The sequence below is a fragment of the Aeromonas sp. FDAARGOS 1406 genome (genome assembly GCF_019048565.1).
GTDB lineage: Bacteria > Pseudomonadota > Gammaproteobacteria > Enterobacterales > Aeromonadaceae > Aeromonas > Aeromonas caviae.
On record NZ_CP077378.1, the window covers coordinates 463,897 to 483,971 of the forward strand.

The window sequence follows — 20,075 nt, forward strand, 5'->3', positions numbered from 1 at the left end:
TCCAGAAAGAAAAAACCGTGGATGTCCCACGGTTTTGCATAACGACAGCGCTGGACTGCAAAGCAGTGCATGCCGGTTACTGCTTGGCAATCTCCTCGTCGCGCAGCACGCGGCGCAGGATCTTGCCCACGTTGGTCTTGGGAAGTTCGTCGCGAAATTCTACCAGTTTCGGCACCTTATAGGCAGTCAGATGTTTGCGGCAGTGGGCAATTATCTCCTCTTCCGCCAGCTTTGCATCTTTCTTGACCACGAAGATCTTCACCTGCTCGCCGGACACCGGGTTGGGTACGCCGACGGCGGCTACCTCCAGCACCTTGGGATGCAGGGCCACCACGTCTTCTATCTCGTTCGGGTAGACGTTGAAGCCGGAGACCAGGATCATGTCCTTCTTGCGATCGACGATCTTGAAGAAGCCCTGCTCGTCGCATACCGCGATGTCGCCGGTGCAGAGCCAGCCATCCTGCATCACCTCGGCGGTCGCCTCCGGGCGCTGCCAGTAGCCGGTCATCACCTGAGGACCGCGCACCTGCATCTCGCCGGGGGCACCCCGTTCGGTGACCTGGTTCCCCTCGTCATCCACCAGACGGATCTCGGTGGAGCAGACCGGCAGGCCGATAGAGCCGTTGTAATCCACCAGATCATAGGGGCAGACGCTCACCAGGGGCGAGCACTCGGTCAGGCCATAGCCCTCCAGCAGCGGGGTGCCGGTCAGCCCCTTCCACTGCTCGGCCACCGCCCGTTGCACCGCCATGCCGCCACCGATGGTGAGCTTGAGCTTGGCAAAATCCATGCCCTTGAACTCGTCGTTGTTGACCAGGGCGTTGAACAGGGTGTTCACCCCGGTGATGCAGGTGAAAGGATACTTCTTGATCTCTTTGACAAAACCCGGGATGTCGCGGGGGTTGCTGATGAGCAGGTTGTAGCCCCCCAGACGCATGAACAGCAGGCAGTTTACCGTCAGGGCGAAGACGTGATAGAGCGGCAGCGCCGTGACCACGAACTCCTTGCCGCGCTCCAGCACGGGGCCATAGACACCGAGGCACTGCTCAACGTTGGCGATCATGTTGCGATGAGTCAGCATGGCCCCCTTGGAGAGGCCGGTGGTCCCGCCGGTGTATTGCAGGAAGGCGATGTCCTGGTTGCTGATCTCGGGTTTGATGTACTGCAGGTAGCGCCCCTTGGCGAGGGCCTGGCGCATGGTGCTGGCATGGGGCAGGTTGTACTTGGGCACCAGCTTCTTGACGTATTTGACCACGAAGTTGACCAGGGTCCCCTTGGCCAGCCCCAGGTTGTCACCCATCCGGGTCAGGATCACGTGCTTGACCGGGGTGTCATACACCACTTTTTCCAGGGTGTGGGCGAAGTTGGAAACGATGACGATGGCCTTGGCGCCGGAGTCTTTCAACTGATGCTCCAGCTCGCGCGGGGTATAGAGGGGGTTGACGTTCACCACCGTCATGCCGGCCCGCAGGATGCCGAATACCGCGATGGGGTATTGCAGCAGGTTCGGCATCATCACGGCCACCCTGTCCCCCTTGCCGAGCTTCAGCTCGTTTTGCAGGTAGGCGGCGAAGGCTCGGGACTGCTCCTCCAGCCGGCGGTAGGTAATGGTCTGCCCCATGTTGACGAAGGCGGGCTGATCGGCGAACTGGTTCACCGACTCTTCAAACATCTCGACCAGAGAGCCGTATTGGTCTGGATTGATCTCGGCGGGCACCCCTTCTGGATAACGCTTCAGCCAGACTCTTTCCACGAACTTCTCCTGCATAACTCGCACCTGTGCGCTCACTGTGTTGCCTCCGTCCCTGTCACATCCATTTCAATCAGTTGTTTTAAGTTCATGCTCTAATGCCGCACATATTTACATAAGGCAACATCAATTAACAGTGAATTAACAACGGGAAATGTGAGGGAGAAAGCAAACCTGACATGATTCAAAGCCGCCGATCCTACCGGATTTGAGCGAAGTTTTCGATATAAACGGCGGTTTCTGATGAATTTTCCATATGAAAATGATGGCCTCCTGCCACCGTCACCCGTTCAATGTGGCCAAAGGCCGCCTCCCGCAACTGCCACTGTGCCAGGAGCCCGGGGAAGCCCTGCTCTCCCCGGATAAAGAGCACCGGACAGACGATGGCCCGGATCAGGGCCTGGGCCTGCCCCTCGCTCATGCGCAGGGGCGAGAGATCGCGAAGACGGGGATCACTGCGCCAATACCAGCGCCCTTCCCGCGCCTCCAGTTGTCGCTCGCAGATAAGGCGTGCCGCACTCGGGGGGATGTCCGCCACCTTGCAGCGGGCAGCCACTGCCTCCTCGAGGGTGGCAAATCCACTGGTTGCACGCTCACGGGTACGAGTGCGGTTGAGGATGGCGCGGCGCAGCTGCCCCGGTACCTCCTCGTCGGGCTGGCTCAAGGGGCCGAGCCCCTCCAGCAGAATGAGCCGCTCGATTTGCTCGGGAAAGATGCCGGCATAGGCAGAGGCAATCAGCGCCCCCAGAGAGTGACCAAGCAGGATGAAACGCTGCCAGCCCGCGGCCTGGGTGATCTGGTAGAGATCATCCAGCCAGTCCACGAAGACATAGGGAGTCGACTTGTGATCGGAGTGACCATGGCCCGGCAGATCGACGCAGACCAGATGAAACGCCCCCAGCCAGGGGGCCAGAGGCAAAAAGCTGGCACCGTTGTCGAGCCAGCCATGGAGGGCCACCAGCAGCGGTCTGCCCTCCTGACCATTGTCCAGCAGGGCGATGTGCCGCCCGTCCGCCAGGCGCAGCCTGCGCTCCTGCAATGTCGCCGTCATCCGGGCTCCTCAGCGGCTCAGGGGCCGTCTGGGCCAGAAGGGATCATAGAAAGGATCGTAAAAGTAGGGATCCATGTATCGGATCTCCACCTCCTTCACCGGTGGCCACAGCTTGCTCCCCGTCACCTTGAGTACCGAGAAGCGATACTTGTGCTCGCCAATCTGGCTGTCTACCGGCTTGTCGAGGGTGCCGAGCACCGTCAGGCTGCGACCCTTGGCATAGAGGGTCGGGTCGACAAACCCCTGCATGATGGCGAGAAAACGACCTGGGCTCTGCTCGGTCTGCTCCGGCACCCCGTTGGACTTGAGGGGCAGATAGACCACCTCGATGACACTCTGATCCGCCTTGTTGTGGACCGCCGAGATGACACCGCTCCAGCGGGCCGGCTTGCCTTCCATCCCCTGCAGGGTAGGCTGATAGGCCACCAGCTGATCCGCAGGCTCATAGGCAAGCTCTTTGGGCACCGTGCTGCAACCGCTCAGCAGCAGCCCCACCAATCCCAGCATGATCACGGATTTTCTCATTCGTTTCTCCTTCATCGTCCGACAAAGCAGCCCGGGGCAGCCGTTGCCGCCTATTCGCGACCCGGCAGTTTCTTCCAGGTCACCTTGTCACGCAGATAGACAGGGGTGGCTTGCTCAACCGGCACCGCCTCACCCGCAAACCAGGCCTGGCGTGCCAGAGGCAGCATGTCGGCGGCCGCCGGGAAACGCACCTGGCTTGCCATCAGCACATCTGCCAGGCCGCCCAGGGTCTCCCCATAGGTTTCAAAACCGGTGCCAACGCAGCTCACCGCGCCAGTCAGCTTGTCACGGGCCTGCACCAGTGCGGCTGGCTCGCTCACCACCTCCTCGCCCACCAGCGTCATCACCCCGTCCACCAAGGCGTAGTGGCCGAAATAGACCTCGTCCATGCGCGCATCGATGGCGGCAAGCACCTGCTCGGCCCCTTCCAGCTTATGGGCCCCCTGGGCCATGGCTGCCAGGGTGGAGACACCGATCATCGGCACGCCGGCACCAAAGGCGAGCCCCTGGGCCACGCTGATCCCGATCCGTACCCCGGTGAAGGAGCCAGGCCCACGACCGAAGGCGATGGCGTCGAGCTCATCCAACGATAGACCGGCTTCATCCAACAGAGCCTGAACCATGGGCAGGATCTTGCGGGTATGGTCACGGGGCGCCTCTTCCCAGCGGGAAAAGAGGGTGTCACCCACCATGAGGGCTGCGGAGCAGGCTTCGGTGGCGGTATCCACGGCCAGGATCTTCAACTCATCCATTCTTTTTATTCTCTTCACATCAGTCAGTTAAATCGTCAGCATGGCCAAGGCCTGCCGTCATGCATGGCCGGGGCAATCAGCCCCGGCGCGGCGGACTCACTCCCGTGGTCCGAAAAATTCTCCCAGGGTCGCCAGCTCCCGGGTCCGTGGAATGGCAGGCAGGCTCTTGATGAAGGTGGCGCCATAGGGCTTGTTGACCACCCGAGGATCACAAATAACCAGTACGCCGTGATCACTGCGATCACGGATGAGCCGCCCCACCCCCTGCTTGAGGGCAATCACCGCCTTGGGCAACTGCAGCTCGGCAAAGGGATCCCCCCCCTTGAGCTTGCAATCCTCCACCCGTGCCTTGAGCTGGGGATCGTCCGGGCTAGCAAAAGGCAGTTTGTCGATGATAACACAGGACAATGCCGCCCCCCGCACGTCTATCCCCTCCCAGAAACTGCTGGTGGCCACCAGCACGGCCCGACCGTTTTCCACGAAGGTCTTGAGCAGCCGCTGCTTGTTGTCTTCCCCTTGCAGCAGGACGGTGCGGCCGATTTCCCGGCGCAGCACCTCAGCCACCTGGCGCATCACCTGATGGCTGGTGCAGAGGAAGAAGCACCCCCCTGGCGTCTTGTTGATGAGGGGGATCATCAGGGTCGCCAGCTGCTCCCCGCGCCCGAAGGCATTGGGCTCTGGCAGGAAACGGGGTACGCACAGGCGCGCCTGCTCGGCGTAATCGAACGGACTGTCGAGAATGAGTTCGGCGCTGCCGGCCAGCCCCATCTCGGCGACGAAGTGGGCGAAGCGATTGTCCACCGTCAAGGTGGCCGAGGTGAAGACCCAGGCCACCTCGGGGCGCTGCACCTCGGCACCGAAGCGCTCGGCGACCGACAGCGGCGTCAGATTGAGGGTAAAGTGCAGACGCGAACAGTCATACCAGTAGGAGAAACCGGTCTGGTTGACCGCCAGCACCTCCCCAAGGCGGGTACGCAGCTCGCTGATGCGCTCGAAACAATGATCCAGCTGCTCCCCTCGCCCGAGCGCCAGTTTCAGCACTTCATAACAGAGCCCGATGGCATCGTTGAGGCGGGCCAGCGCCTGGGCCCAGAGGGATTGTCTCAGCAGATCCCGGGTGTTGCCGCGCCCCCCCTCCACGCCGAAGGCAAGGCGCAAATCCTGACTGGCAATGGCGAGCCTGTCCGCCGTCTTGCCAAGCTGGGCCATGTCATGAGCCTCTGCCCGGTAGGCGAGCTGGATATCCTGCGCCAAATCCTGGATGGTGCGACTGCCCACGGACTTGCCGAAGTAGTGGCTGGCGATCTCGGGCAGCTGGTGCGCCTCGTCGAAGACATAGACCTGCACCTCGGGCACCAGCTCGCCAAAGCCGGTGTCTTTGACCGCCATGTCGGCGAAAAAGAGATGGTGGTTGATCACCACCACCTGGGCGTCCATGGCACGGCGCCGGGCGATGACCAGGTGACAATCATCGTAATAGGGGCAGTCGCGACCCAGGCAGTTGTCGTTGGTGCTGGTGACGTGGGCAAGGATCTCGGCGTTCTCCTGTAGCCCCGGGATATCCCCCACATCGCCGTTGTCGGTGGCAGTCGACCAGGATTTGACCTTCACGAGATCGCTCAGGATCTCGGGCTTTTGCAGATGGGATTCACTCAACAGCCGGTTCATCCGCTCGATGCAGAGATAATTGCTGCGCCCCTTGAGCAGTGCCACCGGCGGGGTGTAGTGAAGCGCCCCCGTGATGGTGGGCAGATCCCGATAGAAGAGCTGCTCTTGCAGGTTCTTGGACCCGGTACTGATCACCACCCGCTTGCCGGATTCCAGCGCAGGCACCAGATAGGCATAGGTTTTGCCAGTGCCCGTTCCAGCCTCCACCAGCAAGCGGCCACCTTGCTTGATGGCGCGCGACACCGCCTCGGCCATCTCCAGTTGCGGGGCACGGGCCTTGAAGCCGTCGATATGGCGGGCCAGGGGGCCGTCTGGCTTGAACAGGGTCTGGATGATGGTCAAAGGCATGTCCCGCTGCAAAAGCGGGCATTATGCCAAAAGCGCGGAAAAAGCGGGACTGATAATGCGTTCAGACGAAGAGATCAATCCGGTGGTCCGGATCCGGTTTGTGATCATCATCCTGCACCGCTGGTTGATCAGGCTTTGGCGGCTGCTCTCTCTGCTGGTGATGCTGGCCACCGCCGCCATTGTCGGTGCCTATCTTGCGCAGCTGATGTTTCTGGCTGATCTGGGTCACCTCCCGCTTGATGTCATCCGGGCTCGGTGTCGAGGGTGCGCGGGGCAGGATGGGAAATAACAGGTCCTGGCTGGGCATGATGTCGCCTCCTTTGGCATCTCATTGTCTAGTTATCGACCAGAAAACCGTTTTCTCAACTTTAATCGTCCGGATCACATTTTTCGGTTGCATTTTCTGTCAAGGCAGGTAGTTTAAATCGGGCGTCAACAACGGCATCTGATTTGTAAAGGATTCATTACATCATGAAGTTCACCACCCTGAAGACTCATCATCACCATCATCATCCCGAATAGTCTTTCAGGAGGTTGACTGCTGGAAGACACTTAACTGGTGACTTCCAAAAGGACCGCAAGATTCATGAACCCTCGGAAGCACATACTTCCGAGGGTTTTTTCGTTTTTGACTAGAAGGAAATCGAGCAATGGAAACACAACGTCTGCGCATCGCCATGCAAAAATCCGGTCGTTTGAGCCAGGATTCCCAGGCCCTCTTCAAGAGCTGCGGCCTCAAGATCAACCTGCGGGAACAGCGCCTCATCGCCCATGTCGAGAACATGCCCATCGACATTCTGCGAGTGCGTGATGACGACATCCCGGGTCTGGTGATGGAAGGGGTGGTCGATCTTGGCATCATCGGCGAGAACGTTCTCGAAGAGGTGCAGCTCATTCGCGCAGCCCAGGGGCAGCCCTTTGCGGTGAAGACCCTCAAGCAGCTCGACTTCGGCGGCTGCCGCCTCTCTCTGGCGGTGCCGGACGATGTCAACTACACAGGACCCGAGAGCCTGGCCGACAAGCGCATCGCCACCTCCTACCCCGGTCTGCTCAAGCGCTTCTTCGACGAGAAGGGCCTGGGCTTCAAGAGCGTGATGCTGGGTGGCTCGGTGGAAGTGGCCCCCCGCGCGGGTCTGGCCGATGCCATCTGCGATCTGGTCTCCACCGGCGCGACCCTGGAAGCCAACGGCCTGAAAGAGGTCGAGGTGATCTACCGCTCCAAGGCCGTCCTGGTGCAGGCTCCCAACCCCCTGAACGATGCCAAGCAGAAACTCATCGACAAGCTGCTGCCCCGCATCCAGGGGATGCAGCAGGCGCGCGAAAGCAAATACATCATGCTGCACGCCCCCAAAGACAAGCTCGATGCCATCACCGATCTGCTGCCGGGGGCGGAGCGTCCCACCATCATGCAGCTCGCCGGTGACACCAACCAGGTGGCCCTGCACGTCGTCTCCAGCGAAACCCTGTTCTGGGAGACCATGGAACAGCTCAAGGCCCTGGGTGCCAGCTCCATCCTGGTGCTGCCCATTGAAAAGATGATGGAATAAGCCGAGATGATGGAATAAGGAAGACACATCATGCAGACCCTGATCTGGAAGACCCTCTCCCCCGCCCGGCAAGCCGAGGTCCTGACCCGGCCCGCCCTTGGCGACGAAGCCGACATCGGTACCGTGGTGCGAGACATCATTGCCGCGGTACGTAGCCGGGGCGATGAGGCCCTGCGCGAGCTGAGCCAGCGTTTCGAACGCGCGCCCCGCGAACAGCTTCGGGTGAGCGACGCGGAAGTGGATGCCGCCTGCGCTCGACTCGGTGATGACATCAAGGGTGCCATCGAGGCCGCCATCGCCAATATCCGTACCTTCCACGCCGCCCAGGTACAGCCCGTCGTCCGAGTCGAAACCCAGCCCGGGGTACTGTGCGAGCTGCGCACCCAACCCATCAGCCGGGTCGGCCTCTATGTCCCGGGAGGCAGCGCGCCGCTCCCCTCCACCGTGATGATGCTGGCCATTCCGGCAAGCCTGGCCGGTTGCCGTGAGGTGGTGCTCTGTACCCCGTCTCCGGCGAGCGACGAGATCCTGTTTGCCGCCCGCGCCTGTGGCGTCCGTCAGGTGTTCGCCATCGGCGGCGCCCAGGCCATCGCGGCCATGGCCTATGGCACGCAAACCATCCCCAAGGTGGACAAGATCTTCGGCCCGGGCAACGCCTATGTGACCGAAGCCAAGGGCCAGGTTTCCCGTGACTGGCGGGGCGCCGCCATCGACATGCCAGCCGGCCCCTCCGAGGTGCTGGTGATCGCAGACGAGAGCGCCAACCCGGCCTTCGTGGCATCGGATCTGCTCTCCCAGGCCGAGCACGGCCCCGACAGCCAGGTGGTGCTGGTCACCACCTCCGCTTCCCTGGCCGATGCCATCGGCAGCGAGATCCAGGCGCAACTCGCCGACCTCAGCCGCCGCGACATCGCCGAGCAAGCCCTGAAGGCAAGCCTGGTGATCCTCTGCGACAACCTGGAGGAGGCCTGCGCCATCTCCAACGCCTATGCACCGGAACACCTCATCGTGCAGACCCGGGCACCCCGGGATCTGCTGGACAAGCTCGAGAACGCGGGCTCCATCTTCCTCGGGGCATGGACACCGGAGTCGGTCGGTGATTACGCCAGCGGCACCAACCACACTCTGCCCACCTACGGCTATGCCCGCACTTGCTCGAGCCTGGGGCTTGCTGACTATCAGCGCCGCTACACGGTTCAAGAGCTCACTGCAGACGGCATTCGCGGCCTTGGCCCCATTGTCCAGCGCATCGCCCAGGCCGAGGGGCTCGATGCCCACAAGCATGCCGTCACCCTCAGGTTGAACGCCCTGGCCGCCGAGCCCCAACAAACAGCACAGCAGAAGGATTTGTCATGAGCATCGTCAATCTGGCCCGTCGCGTTGTACGGGCTCTCACTCCCTACCAGTCCGCGCGCCGCATCGGCGGCCAGGGCCACGTCTGGCTCAATGCCAACGAGGCCCCCCTGGCCTATCCCTTCACCGTCGAGGGGAGTCGCCTCAACCGCTATCCCGAGTGCCAGCCGGCCGAGGTGGTGAATGGCTATGCCGCCTACGCCGGGGTCAATCCGGATCAGGTGCTGGTAAGCCGCGGTGCCGACGAGGCCATCGAGCTCTTGATCCGCACCTTCTGCGAGGCGGGGGAAGATCAGATCCTCATCTGCCCCCCCACCTACGGCATGTACGCCATCAGCGCCGAGACCTGTGGCGTGGGGATTGTCGAGCAGCCATTGACCGCCAGCCGTCAGCCGGACTGGCCCGCCATCGCCGATCGCCTCTCTGACGTGAAGCTGGTGTTCCTCTGCTCCCCCAACAATCCCACCGGGGATCTGGTGGGCCGCAAGGGACTCGTCGCCCTGCTGGAGAAGGCCCGGGACCGCGCCATCATCGTCGTGGACGAGGCCTACATCGAATTCTGCCCGGAGGCCTCTGTGGTGGACCTGCTCGCCCAATACCCGAACCTGGTGGTGACCCGTACCCTCTCCAAGGCCTTTGCCCTGGCAGGGATCCGCTGCGGCTTTACTTTGGGGGATCCCGAGGTGATTGCCATGCTGGCCAAGGTGATCGCGCCCTACCCCATTCCCGACCCCATCGCCCAGATTGCCGCCCAGGCGCTCTCTCCCATGGGGCTGGAACTGATGCAGGAGCGGGTGCTGGAACTCAACAAGCAAAAGGCGCTCATCAAGGCGGAGCTGCTTCGTCTGCCCTGCGTCAAGGAAGTGTTCGAGGACAAGGGCAACTTCGTGCTGGTGCGCTTCAAAGATGGCGCCGCCGTGTTCGCCGCCATGAAGGCCGCCGGCATCATCTTGCGTGATTTCTCCAGCAAGCCTGGCCTTGACAACAGCATCCGCATCACCATCGGCTATCAGGGCGAAATGGACGCCGTGCTGGCCGTGCTGCGTGACCTGCCCCCACCCTCTCTGTAAGACAAGCAAGGATGTAGCGATGAAAACCCCGTTTTTGTTTATCGACCGTGACGGCACCCTGATCGAGGAGCCGGTCACCGACAAGCAGGTGGACAGCCTTGCGAAGCTGCGCTTCGAGCCCATGGTGATACCTGTGCTGCGTGAGCTCCAGGCCGCCGGCTACGTGCTGGTGATGGTGACCAACCAGGATGGGCTCGGCACCGCCAGCCTGCCCCTTGAACACTTCCAGCCGCCCCACGACCTGATGATGCACCTCTTCGAATCCCAGGGTGTTACCTGGGAGCAAGTGCTGATCTGTCCACACTTCCCTACCGACGGTTGCAGCTGCCGCAAGCCTCACCTTGGGCTGGTGAAGGAGTATCTCGCCTCGGGCCGCATCGACTTTGCCAACTCCTTCGTGATTGGCGACAGACAGACCGACATCCAGCTTGCCGAGAACATGGGCATCCGCAGCATACGTTACCACCCGCAAGATCACGGCTGGACTGTCATTCGTGATCAGCTGCTCTCCAAGGGGCGCGTGGCCGAGGTGGAGCGCTACACCAAGGAGACCCGCATCCAGGTGGCGGTGGATCTCGACAAGAGCGGTGGCAACCAGATCGCCACCGGCATCGGCTTCTTCGATCACATGCTGGATCAGATAGCGACCCACGCGGGCTTTCGCCTCAAGCTCAAAGTGAGCGGCGATCTGCACATCGACGATCACCACACGGTGGAAGATGTGGGATTGGCGCTGGGTCAAGCCCTGCGCCAGGCCCTTGGCAACAAGCGCGGCATCGGCCGCTTCGGCTTCGTGCTGGCGATGGACGAGGTGCAGGCGGTGATCGACGGGCGTCCCCGCCAGGAGGCTGACAACACCTCGCTGACCGAGCTGGACGTGGCCACGGCGCTGGATCTGAGCGGCCGTCCCTACTTCGTGTTCGACTGCCCGAGCGGCTTTGGTCGCGACAGCGTGGGAGAGATGGCCACCGAGATGGTGCCCCACTTCTTCCGCTCCCTCTCTGACGCCATGGCCATCACCTTGCAGATGAAGGTGGGCAGCGGCAACACCCACCACCAGGTGGAAGCGCTGTTCAAAGGCTTTGGCCGCGCCCTGCGCCAGGCCATTCGCGTGGAAGGGAGCGAGCTTCCCTCCAGCAAGGGGGTGCTGTGATGGGGAAACAGAACCTGGTCATCATCGACACCGGCTGCGCCAATCTCGCCTCGGTGCGCATGGCGTTCGAGCGCCTCGGCGTGCAGCCCAGGGTGAGCTGCAAGGCCGCCGACATCGAGCAGGCCGACAAGCTGATCCTGCCCGGCGTCGGCACTGCCATCGCCGCCATGAAGAACCTCAATGAGCGGGAACTGGTGCCCCTCATTCGCGCCGCCAAGCAGCCGCTGCTCGGTTTTTGCCTCGGCATGCAGATGCTGGCACAGGCCTCGGAAGAGAACATGAGCGCCGATGGCAGCGAAGGAGCGCTCATCGACTGCCTCGGCATCGTGCCTGGCAGGATCCGCCTGATGGAGGTGGGCAACCTGCGCCTGCCCCACATGGGCTGGAACCAGATTGAACACGACGAGACCCACCCGCTACTCAAAGGCATCCCCAGCGGCAGCTACTTCTACTTTGTCCACTCCTATGCGCTGGAGGTGACCGACGCGACCCTGGCGACCTGCGACTACGGCCTGCCCTTTACCGCCATCGTCGGGCGGGACAACTTCTTTGGCGCCCAATTCCACCCGGAGCGATCCGGCCCGGCCGGTGCCCGCCTACTGCAAAACTTTCTGGAGCTATGACAGGCATGATTATTCCCGCAATCGACCTTATCAACGGTCAGGTCGTGCGCCTCTACCAGGGCGACTACGGCCAGAAAACCGCCTACAGCGACAACCCGCAGGCCCGCTTCGATGACTATGTCAGCCAGGGGGCGGCGCAGCTGCACCTGGTGGATCTGGACGGCGCCAAGGATGCCAAGGCCCGCCAGTTGGCCCTCATCGCCCAGCTGCTGTCCGCCACCGAGGCACCGGTGCAGGTCGGCGGCGGCGTGCGCAGCGAACAGGATGTGGCCGACTTGCTGGCGGCCGGCGCCAGCCGGGTGGTGATCGGTTCCACCGCCGTCAAATCCCCGGATCTGGTGGCCAGCTGGATGGAGAAATATGGTCCCGAGCGCATCGTGCTGGCCCTGGATGTCAACATCGATGAACAGGGCAACCGCCACATCGCAGTGGCTGGCTGGCAGGAGAACAGCGGCATCTCCATCGAGGCGCTGATCGAGCGCTTCCTCCCCGCCGGACTCAGGCATGTGCTCTGCACCGACATCAGCCGGGACGGTACCCTGGCGGGCACCAACGTCGAACTCTACCGGGATCTCTGCGCCCGCTACCCGAGCGTCGGCTTCCAGGCGTCCGGCGGTATCGGCGGTCTGGCGGATATCGAGGCGCTCAAGGGAACCGGCGTCAAGGGGATCATCCTCGGCCGTGCCCTGCTGGAGGGCAAGTTTGACGTGGCAGAAGCCATTCACTGCTGGGGTGACGGCCGCGCTGCGTGACGCGCCCCTTTCCGGCATCAGACAGCCTGCCCATCCGGGCAGGCCTCTTTCTCCCCGATGGGGGCGAACCTTATGATTTGGCAGCAATTGGCTCTATACTCGACCTCACAGGGATAGCGTCATGGAAGACATATGTTGACACCTCACAACGCCACCATCCTGATCGTCGACGACTCACCCGAAAATCTGATGGTACTGACCGAATTGCTTTCGCCTCATTACCGCGTGCTGGCTGCGCAGAGCGGGGAAAAATGCCTGCGCATCGTCAGCGCGGATCCAAAGCCTGACCTCATCCTGCTGGATGTGATGATGCCCGGCATGGATGGTTATGAAGTGCTCAGGCAATTGCGTCAGTCCCCGATCAGCAGCCGTATTCCCGTCGTTCTGCTCACCGCCCTCGCCGACCCCCAGAGCGAGGAGTTCGGCCTCTCCCTCGGCGCCGCTGATTACATCACCAAGCCCATCAAACCGGTGGTCGTTCAGGCCCGGGTGCGTACCCAGCTGGAGGCCAAGCAGGCCCGTGACGGTCTGCAAAACCAGAATGCGGCGCTGGAAGCCGAGGTCGCGCGGCGAATGGCGGAAAACGACCTGATCCAGCAGGTCTCCATCCGCGCCCTCGCCCATCTGGCGGAGATCCGCGACCCCGAAACCGGCAACCATATCCTGCGCACCCAGGGCTATGTGCGTCTGCTGGCGAGCGCCCTGGCTGATCACCCCCGTTTCGCCGATACCCTGAGCCCGGGTTACATCGATCTGCTGAGCCGCTCCGCACCGCTTCATGATATCGGCAAGGTGGGCATTCCCGACCACATCCTGCTCAAGCCGGGCAAGCTGACCCCGGAGGAGTGGCAGATCATGCGCACCCACGCCAAGCTCGGCAGCGATGCCATCGAGGAGGCCGAACAGGACATGGAGCAGCCCCTGGCCTTCCTCACCCTGGCCAAGGAGATCGCCCACTGGCACCACGAGAAGTGGGATGGCAGCGGCTACCCGGATGGCTTGCAAGGGGACGCCATACCCCTCTCGGCCCGCCTGATGGCGCTGGCAGACGTGTTTGACGCCCTCATCTGCGCCAGGGTCTACAAGCCGGCCATGAGCTACGACGAGGCTCGCGCCCTCATCCTCTCCGGCAGCGGCCACCATTTCGATCCCGATGTCGTGACCGCCTTCGATCGCCATTTCGACGCGTTCGTCACCATTGCCGAACGCTACCAGGATGGCAGCGAGGCCGTGGATGGCTGAGGCTCCCCTGACCCGGGCACATGTGCTCAACGTCGTGCTCACCTATGCCGCCGTGGCAAGCCTATGGATCCTGCTCTCCGACAAGGCGGTGGAGTGGCTGTTCAGCACCCCTGCCCAGTTTGCCATGGCAAGCACCATCAAGGGCTGGCTCTTCATCCTCATCACGGCCCTCATGCTTTATGCCATGCTGCGTCGTCGCATTGACACCACCGGCAGCACACCTGTCTTTACGCGGCGTCAATGGATCCCCTTCCTGTTGCTCAACGGGCTCATTTTGGCCCTGACCGCCATGGCCATCGCCCGCAACATCGAACTGGCACGCAACAAGGAGGTGGCTCGTCTCGAAGCCATCGCGGATCTCAAGAGCCAGCGCGTCACCGAGTGGCTCGGAACCCACGAGCAGGATATTCACCAGCTCATAAAGGGTCTGGGCAGTACTGATTTCTATCGTCCCGGACAAGCACCATCCTCACCCGAAGCGATCACGCCACCACTGGCAAGGCTGCTCGAATTCATCTCGGTACGCGGATTTCACGGTGCGGCCGTGTTCAATCCTGCCGGACAGCCCCTGTGGCATACCCCGGGTGGCGACACCATGAATGCCACGTTGCGTGACGCCCTGCCACGGCTCGAGCAGGGCAACGTCATGCGTCTTGGTCCCTATCTCGATGATCGCGGTCACGCCAGGCTGGACTTTCTGGTCAATCTGGAGGTTGCTGCAGGACCTGCCCCCGTGCTGGTGATGCAGATAAGCGCAAATCGCTGGCTCGATCAGATCCTGGGGTCCTGGCCCGTCCCAGACAGCAGTGGAGAAGCCATTCTGTTTCGCCAGCAGGGGGATCAGGTCCACTATCTGAGTAGCCTGCGCTATCGCCCGGAACCGGCTCTCACCCTGCACTATCCCGTCACCCACCCCACCCTGCTGGCTGCCCAGTATTTGCGGCTCGCCGAACGCGGCATGCCCCAGGTACTCTATGGCCAGGATTACCGGGGCAGCGAGGTCTTCGGGGTTGTCTATCCGGTCATGAACACGGACTGGTACCTGCTGGCCAAGATCGACAAGGCGGAACTCTACCAGGCCACCTTCAAGGAGAGCGTCTGGATCGGTCTCATCGGCCTGCTGGTGCTCTTTGTCACCAACGCCGGCATCATCCTGCTGCGCCAGCACACCCGGCTGCAGATGGCCGAGCAGCTTCAGCATTCCCAGTCCCAGCGGCTGGAGGCGTTGCAACTGCTCTCCGCCATCGCCGACAGCTCGGAAGACGCCATCTTCGCCAAGAACAAGGAGGGCAGATACATCCTCTTCAACCGGGCCGCCAGCCAGTTTGTCGGCAAGCCGGTTGACGAGGTGCTGGGCCAGGATGATCTGACGCTCTTCCCGCCGCAGCAGGCGCAGATGCTGATGGCATCCGGGCGCCAGGTCATAGAGCGCAACCGGGTGCAGACCGAGGAGGAGTACCTGACCCTGCCCGATGGCGAGCATGTGTTTCTCGCAACCAAAGGCCCCTTGCAAGACAGCGAGGGGCAGGTGATCGGGATCTTCGGCATCTCTCGGGACATCACGGACTTCAAACGGGCCGAGGCCGACTTGCGAGAGCGGGAGGGGCTGTTCCGTGCACTGGTGGAGCAATCCCTTGCCGGGATCTACATCATCCAGCAGGGTCGGCTCTGCTACATCAACCCCTGTTTTGCCCGACTGTTTGGCTATGACACCCCGGGGGCGCTGATCGCCGTTGGCCAGTTGCACGCCCTTGCCGCTCCCAAGGACAGCACCAGGGTTGCCGAGCTGGTGCACGCGTGCGAGCAGGACGCGCGCGATATCCACACCCGCTTCAGTGCCCTGCATCAGCACGGGGAATCCCTGGAGATCGAGCTGTACGGGCGGCGCGTCGACTACCTCGGCCAGCCCGCCATCATCGGCATTCTGCTCGATGTCACCGAACGGGAGCAGGTTGAACAGGCCCTGACCCGCCAGGCCAGCGAGCTGCGCCAGCAGAACCATGAGCTGGAGCGGTTCAACAAGGTGATGGTAGACAGGGAGCTCGCCATGCTGGCCCTCAAGCACCAGATCAACGGGCTCTCCCGTCGGCTCGGAGTGCCGCCCCCCTATCCCCAGGCCCCCATGCCACCGGAGGATCTCCCATGATGAGCTGGTCACCCCTGTGGCATGTGCGCCCCTCCACCCAGCGCTGGGGGATCTCCCTGCTGGCCGTGCTGCTGCCCGTTCTGATGTTGCAAATCCGTGTCCAGCTGCCCATCGCCTTTGGTGAGCGACCGCTGCTGGTTCTCTTCATGCTGCCCATCATCGTTTGCGCCCTGTTGGGGGGCTTGTTGCCAGGTCTGCTCTGCACCCTGATCACCGCCCTGGTCACCAGCTATTTCATGCTCCCCCCCATTTATTCACTGAGTGTCGAGGCTGGCCAGGATCTGGTGCAATGGTGCCTGCTCATCGCCAACGGTCTGCTCATCAGCGTTCTCAGTGCCGCCTTTCATCGCGCCCGGGCCAGAGAGGTCCTGCGCTGGCAGGAGCTGATGAACACCCAGAACCAGTTGCAGCAGAGCGAGAACCGCTTCCAGGTCACCTTCGAACAGGCAGCGGTCGGCATCGCCCTGGTCTCCCCCGATGGACACTGGCTGCGTGTCAATCAGCGGCTGTGCCACATCCTGGGCTACCGGGCCGACGAGCTCACCGGGATGACGTTCCAGCAGTTGACCCACCCGGACGATCTCTACCTCGATGAGGCCCATGTGGCCCGGGTGCTGGCGGGAACTATCCCCCACTACACCCTGGAGAAGCGCTACCTGCACAAGGGGGGCGAGATCATCTGGACCACTCTGACGGTGGCCCTGGTGCGCGACGCCGAAGGCAATCCCGACTACTTCATCTCCATCATCGAGGACAACCGGCAGAACAAGGAGACCGAGGAGGCGCTGCGCCGCAACGAAGCCATACTGCGCGAGTCCCAGCGTCTCGCCAAGATAGGGAACTGGCGCTGGCGCGTGGCCGATGACAGCCACTTCTGGTCACCGGAGATCTATCGCATCTATGGCCGGGATCCGGCCCTCCCCCCTGCCGTCTATCCCGAGGTCAGAAAATACTTCACTCAGGAGGGGTGGCACACGGTGGCCCAGGCCGTCGAGCGCTGCAGGATGGACGGGCAGCCCTACGAGTGCGATGCCGAAGTGATCACGGAGCAGGGGGAGACCGCCTGGGTCATTGCCCGCGGGGCGGCGCTCAGGGACAGGGATGGCACCATACTCGAGCTCTACGGCACCGTGCAGGATATCACGGAGCGCAAGCTCGCAGAGCAGCGCCTGCAACACAATCAGCAGATGGCGCTCGATACCCAGCGTCGTGCTCGCCTCGCAGCCCTGAACCTGATGGACGACGCCATCAGTGCACGGGTGCGTGCCGAAACCGTCAGCAGCGCCCTGCGCGAGAGCGAGCAGCGCCTGCTGATGGCCCAGGAAGGGGCCCATGTCGGCATCTGGGAATGGGATATGGTCAGCAACCGTCTCTTCTTCTCGCCGGAATGCGCCCGCCTCTATGGCCGCAGTGCCGAGGCGCTCGGCGAGCTGGCCGCCTGGCAAGCCTGCCTGCATCCGGATGACAGGCCCCGCATCGAGCAGTTGCTAGCGGAGCGGGCGGTCAGCGGCGCCCCCGTCGAGCTGGAGTTCAGGATCCTGCTGCCAGATGGCGGCATCCGCTGGCTGGTGAGCAAAGGGAGCGTCTATCGGGACGCCCAGCAGCGGCCCGTGCGCCTCCTTGGCATCCATCTGGACATCACCCAGAGCAAGCTGGCCGAGCAGCAGTTGCGCCAGTTGTCCCTGGCCCTCGAACAGAGCCCTGACGGCGTCTTCATCACCGACACCCGGGCGCGCATCGAGTACGTCAACCCCGCCTTCCTCGCCGCCAGCGGTTACCAGCAGCACGAAGTGATAGGCCGGACCCCGTCCCTGCTGCGCTCTGGCCTCACCCCGGATGCCAGCTATGTCGCCCTGTGGGATGCCATCAACCACGGCCAGCGCTGGCATGGCGAATTCATCAACCAGCGCAAGGATGGCTCCCACTACCAGGTGCTGGCCACGGTGTCGCCGATCCGCCAGGAGAGCGGCGAAATCACCCACTACGTCACGGTCCAGGCCGACATCACCGAGAAGAAGCAGCTCGGCGAGGAGCTGGACCAGTATCGTTACCACCTGGAGGAGATGGTCAACGAGCGCACCCGGCAGCTGGCCCAGGCCCACCAGCGGGCCGAAAGTGCCAACCACGCCAAGAGCGCCTTTCTTGCCAACATGAGCCACGAGATCCGCACCCCCATGAATGCCATCCTGGGGCTCACCTATCTGCTCAAGCGCGACACCCGGGATCCCACCGACCTCGAACGGCTGACCAAGATAGACACTGCCGCCCAGCACCTGCTCAGCATCCTCAACGACATCCTGGATCTCTCCAAGATCGATGCGGGCAAGATGACGCTGGAGCTGACCGATTTCTCCCTCTCCGCCATGCTGGACAACGTCCGCGCCCTGATGAACGACCAGGCCAGGGCCAAGGGGCTCACCATAGTGACGGACATCGGCGATACCCCCGCCTGGGTGCACGGCGACATCACCCGCCTGCGCCAGGCCCTGCTCAACTATGCGACCAACGCCATCAAGTTCACCGAGCAGGGAACCGTCACCCTGCGCGTCAGGCTGGCCCGCCCCCTCACCACCGGCTACCTGCTGCGCTTCGAGGTGGAAGACACCGGCATCGGCATCACCCCTGCACAGCGCGAGAAGCTGTTCCAGGCGTTCGAACAGGCGGATGTCTCCACCACTCGCAGATATGGCGGCACTGGCCTTGGCCTTGCAATCACCAGCCGGATCGCCGCCCTGATGGGGGGTGAGGTCGGAGTCACCAGCGAGCCAGGCCAGGGAAGCTGCTTCTGGTTTACCGCCAGGCTGTTCAAGGCAAAAGAGGACGCTCCTTCCCGGACCCCGTCCGAGCAGGGGAACCAACAGGCCTTCAGCTTCCCTCGCCACGCCCGGATCCTGCTGGTGGAAGACAACGCCATCAACCGGGAAGTGGTGCTCGAGCTCCTGTGCCACAGCGGCCTCGTCATCGAGACTGCCGTCAACGGCCAGGAGGCCCTGGCCCTCGTCAACCAGCATCCCTTCGACCTCATCCTGATGGACATACAGATGCCGGTGATGGATGGCTACAGCGCCACCCGCGCCATCCGGGCCCTGCCCGGCATGGACAGGTTGCCCATTCTGGCGCTCACCGCCAGCGCCTTCGAGGAGGACAGAAAGGCGAGCGAGTCGGCCGGCATGAACGATTTCATTGCCAAGCCCGTCACCCCCGCCAAGCTGTTTGACGCCCTGCAGCGCTGGTTGCCCCAGAGCAAGGTCCCCGAGATTGACCCGGACGACAGCACTCGCCATCCCGTGACAGGCCCCCTTGCCCGCCTGCAGGCACACCAGGGTCTGGATCTCGACCAGGGGCTGGCGACCCTCAACGGCAATCAGGAGAAATACCTGGCCCTGCTTCGCTACTTCATCCATGAGCATGGCCAGGACATGGCCCGGCTGCACTGCCACTTGCAGGCCGGGGAGCACAGCGATGCAACTCGCATGGCCCACAGCCTGCGCGGCGTGGCGAGCACCCTGGGGGCACATGAGCTGTCGCGCCACTGCCTCGCCCTGGAGCAGGCCATCGCGGGCGGCGACACTGAGCCAACCGGACTCATGTCATCCATCGATGAGGAGATAGCCACCCTTTGCGCTCTGCTCGGGGACGATCTCGCCGTCCCGACCACCGATCTGGTGCCCCTGGGAGATCAGTGGCGCCAGCAACTGCTGGGCCAGATGGAAGCCCTGCTGGTGCAAAGCGACACCGCCGTGATCCCCCTCTACGAGCAGTATGCCGGCCCCCTTCGCCTCATGCTGGGGTCTCGCAGCGACACCCTGACCAGGCAACTGAAGGCGTTTGATTTTGATGCCGCCCTGCTCACCCTGCGCCAGCATATGGCAACGGACGAGACCCACCCGGACGATCGGGCTCCCCTCCCCGAGGCGCCAGCCTGCCATCCGGGGCAGGTGAAGGGCGACAAAGGGTTGAATCACTGAATGAAGTCATGCATATAGTGGGGTGCCCAGAGGCGACGAGACGGCCTGCCGGGCCTGTCGTTTCTCCCTTCATGGGCCCCCGTTCAAGGCATGCCAACCCTGTTCCCGTCCGCCGCCCGGGCCAACG

15 protein-coding genes and 1 other annotated feature are annotated in these 20,075 nt (G+C 62.8%); of the genes, 9 read left to right on the plus strand and 6 right to left on the minus strand.

Translation table 11 applies throughout. The features are described from left to right. Positions 1–76: 76 nt before the first annotated feature. The 6 genes from fadD to I6L36_RS02185 form a co-directional block, all read right to left on the minus strand. Positions 77–1,753 carry a long-chain-fatty-acid--CoA ligase FadD gene (gene fadD, locus I6L36_RS02160; protein WP_010674700.1) on the minus strand — a complete coding sequence of 559 codons (1,677 nt, stop codon included), beginning with the start codon at positions 1,751–1,753 and terminating at the stop codon, positions 77–79. Between the two features lie 196 nt (positions 1,754–1,949). Then, on the minus strand, positions 1,950–2,801 hold the full coding sequence (locus tag I6L36_RS02165) for an alpha/beta fold hydrolase (RefSeq protein WP_109112466.1): 852 nt from the start codon (positions 2,799–2,801) through the stop codon (positions 1,950–1,952). A gap of 9 nt (positions 2,802–2,810) precedes the next feature. After that, positions 2,811–3,326 (minus strand): Slp family lipoprotein, encoded by a 516-nt coding sequence (locus I6L36_RS02170; RefSeq protein WP_053288208.1) that lies wholly within the window; start codon positions 3,324–3,326, stop codon positions 2,811–2,813. 50 nt (positions 3,327–3,376) lie between these two features. After that, positions 3,377–4,078, minus strand: a complete 702-nt coding sequence (tsaB, locus tag I6L36_RS02175; RefSeq protein WP_053288209.1) for a tRNA (adenosine(37)-N6)-threonylcarbamoyltransferase complex dimerization subunit type 1 TsaB — start codon at positions 4,076–4,078, stop codon at positions 3,377–3,379. Between the two features lie 96 nt (positions 4,079–4,174). Continuing rightward, positions 4,175–6,094 (minus strand): ATP-dependent DNA helicase, encoded by a 1,920-nt coding sequence (locus I6L36_RS02180; protein ID WP_109112467.1) that lies wholly within the window; start codon positions 6,092–6,094, stop codon positions 4,175–4,177. A 61-nt stretch (positions 6,095–6,155) separates the two neighbouring features. Continuing rightward, positions 6,156–6,401, minus strand: a complete 246-nt coding sequence (locus I6L36_RS02185; RefSeq protein ID WP_010674695.1) for a hypothetical protein — start codon at positions 6,399–6,401, stop codon at positions 6,156–6,158. 190 nt (positions 6,402–6,591) lie between these two features. Further along, positions 6,592–6,716, plus strand: a sequence feature (His leader region). 28 nt (positions 6,717–6,744) lie between these two features. Here I6L36_RS02185 and hisG point away from each other — a divergent pair. The 9 genes from hisG to I6L36_RS02230 all read left to right on the plus strand — a co-directional run bounded on the left by hisG (position 6,745) and on the right by I6L36_RS02230 (position 19,948). Beyond that, a complete protein-coding gene (gene hisG / locus I6L36_RS02190) occupies positions 6,745–7,641 on the plus strand; it encodes an ATP phosphoribosyltransferase (protein ID WP_041211400.1) in 897 nt (298 codons plus the stop codon). A 30-nt stretch (positions 7,642–7,671) separates the two neighbouring features. After that, on the plus strand, positions 7,672–8,997 hold the full coding sequence (gene hisD / locus I6L36_RS02195; protein ID WP_041211399.1) for a histidinol dehydrogenase: 1,326 nt from the start codon (positions 7,672–7,674) through the stop codon (positions 8,995–8,997). Next, on the plus strand, positions 8,994–10,064 hold the full coding sequence (hisC, locus tag I6L36_RS02200; RefSeq protein WP_052815011.1) for a histidinol-phosphate transaminase: 1,071 nt from the start codon (positions 8,994–8,996) through the stop codon (positions 10,062–10,064). Before hisD ends, hisC begins: the two co-directional genes overlap by 4 nt. Before the next feature lie 19 nt (positions 10,065–10,083). Continuing rightward, positions 10,084–11,217 (plus strand): bifunctional histidinol-phosphatase/imidazoleglycerol-phosphate dehydratase HisB, encoded by a 1,134-nt coding sequence (hisB, locus tag I6L36_RS02205; protein WP_052815012.1) that lies wholly within the window; start codon positions 10,084–10,086, stop codon positions 11,215–11,217. After that, on the plus strand, positions 11,217–11,840 hold the full coding sequence (gene hisH / locus I6L36_RS02210; RefSeq protein ID WP_039039129.1) for an imidazole glycerol phosphate synthase subunit HisH: 624 nt from the start codon (positions 11,217–11,219) through the stop codon (positions 11,838–11,840). Before hisB ends, hisH begins: the two co-directional genes overlap by 1 nt. A gap of 5 nt (positions 11,841–11,845) precedes the next feature. Then, positions 11,846–12,592 carry a 1-(5-phosphoribosyl)-5-[(5-phosphoribosylamino)methylideneamino]imidazole-4-carboxamide isomerase gene (gene hisA, locus I6L36_RS02215; RefSeq protein ID WP_045524835.1) on the plus strand — a complete coding sequence of 249 codons (747 nt, stop codon included), beginning with the start codon at positions 11,846–11,848 and terminating at the stop codon, positions 12,590–12,592. 132 nt (positions 12,593–12,724) lie between these two features. Continuing rightward, entirely contained in the window at positions 12,725–13,834 is a 1,110-nt protein-coding gene (locus I6L36_RS02220) for a two-component system response regulator (protein WP_109112963.1), read from the plus strand. Next, complete coding sequence (locus tag I6L36_RS02225) at positions 13,827–15,980, plus strand: PAS domain S-box protein (protein WP_109112964.1); 2,154 nt, start codon at positions 13,827–13,829, stop codon at positions 15,978–15,980. Before I6L36_RS02220 ends, I6L36_RS02225 begins: the two co-directional genes overlap by 8 nt. Further along, positions 15,977–19,948 (plus strand): PAS domain S-box protein, encoded by a 3,972-nt coding sequence (locus tag I6L36_RS02230; protein ID WP_216986953.1) that lies wholly within the window; start codon positions 15,977–15,979, stop codon positions 19,946–19,948. Before I6L36_RS02225 ends, I6L36_RS02230 begins: the two co-directional genes overlap by 4 nt. Positions 19,949–20,075 lie beyond the last annotated feature (127 nt).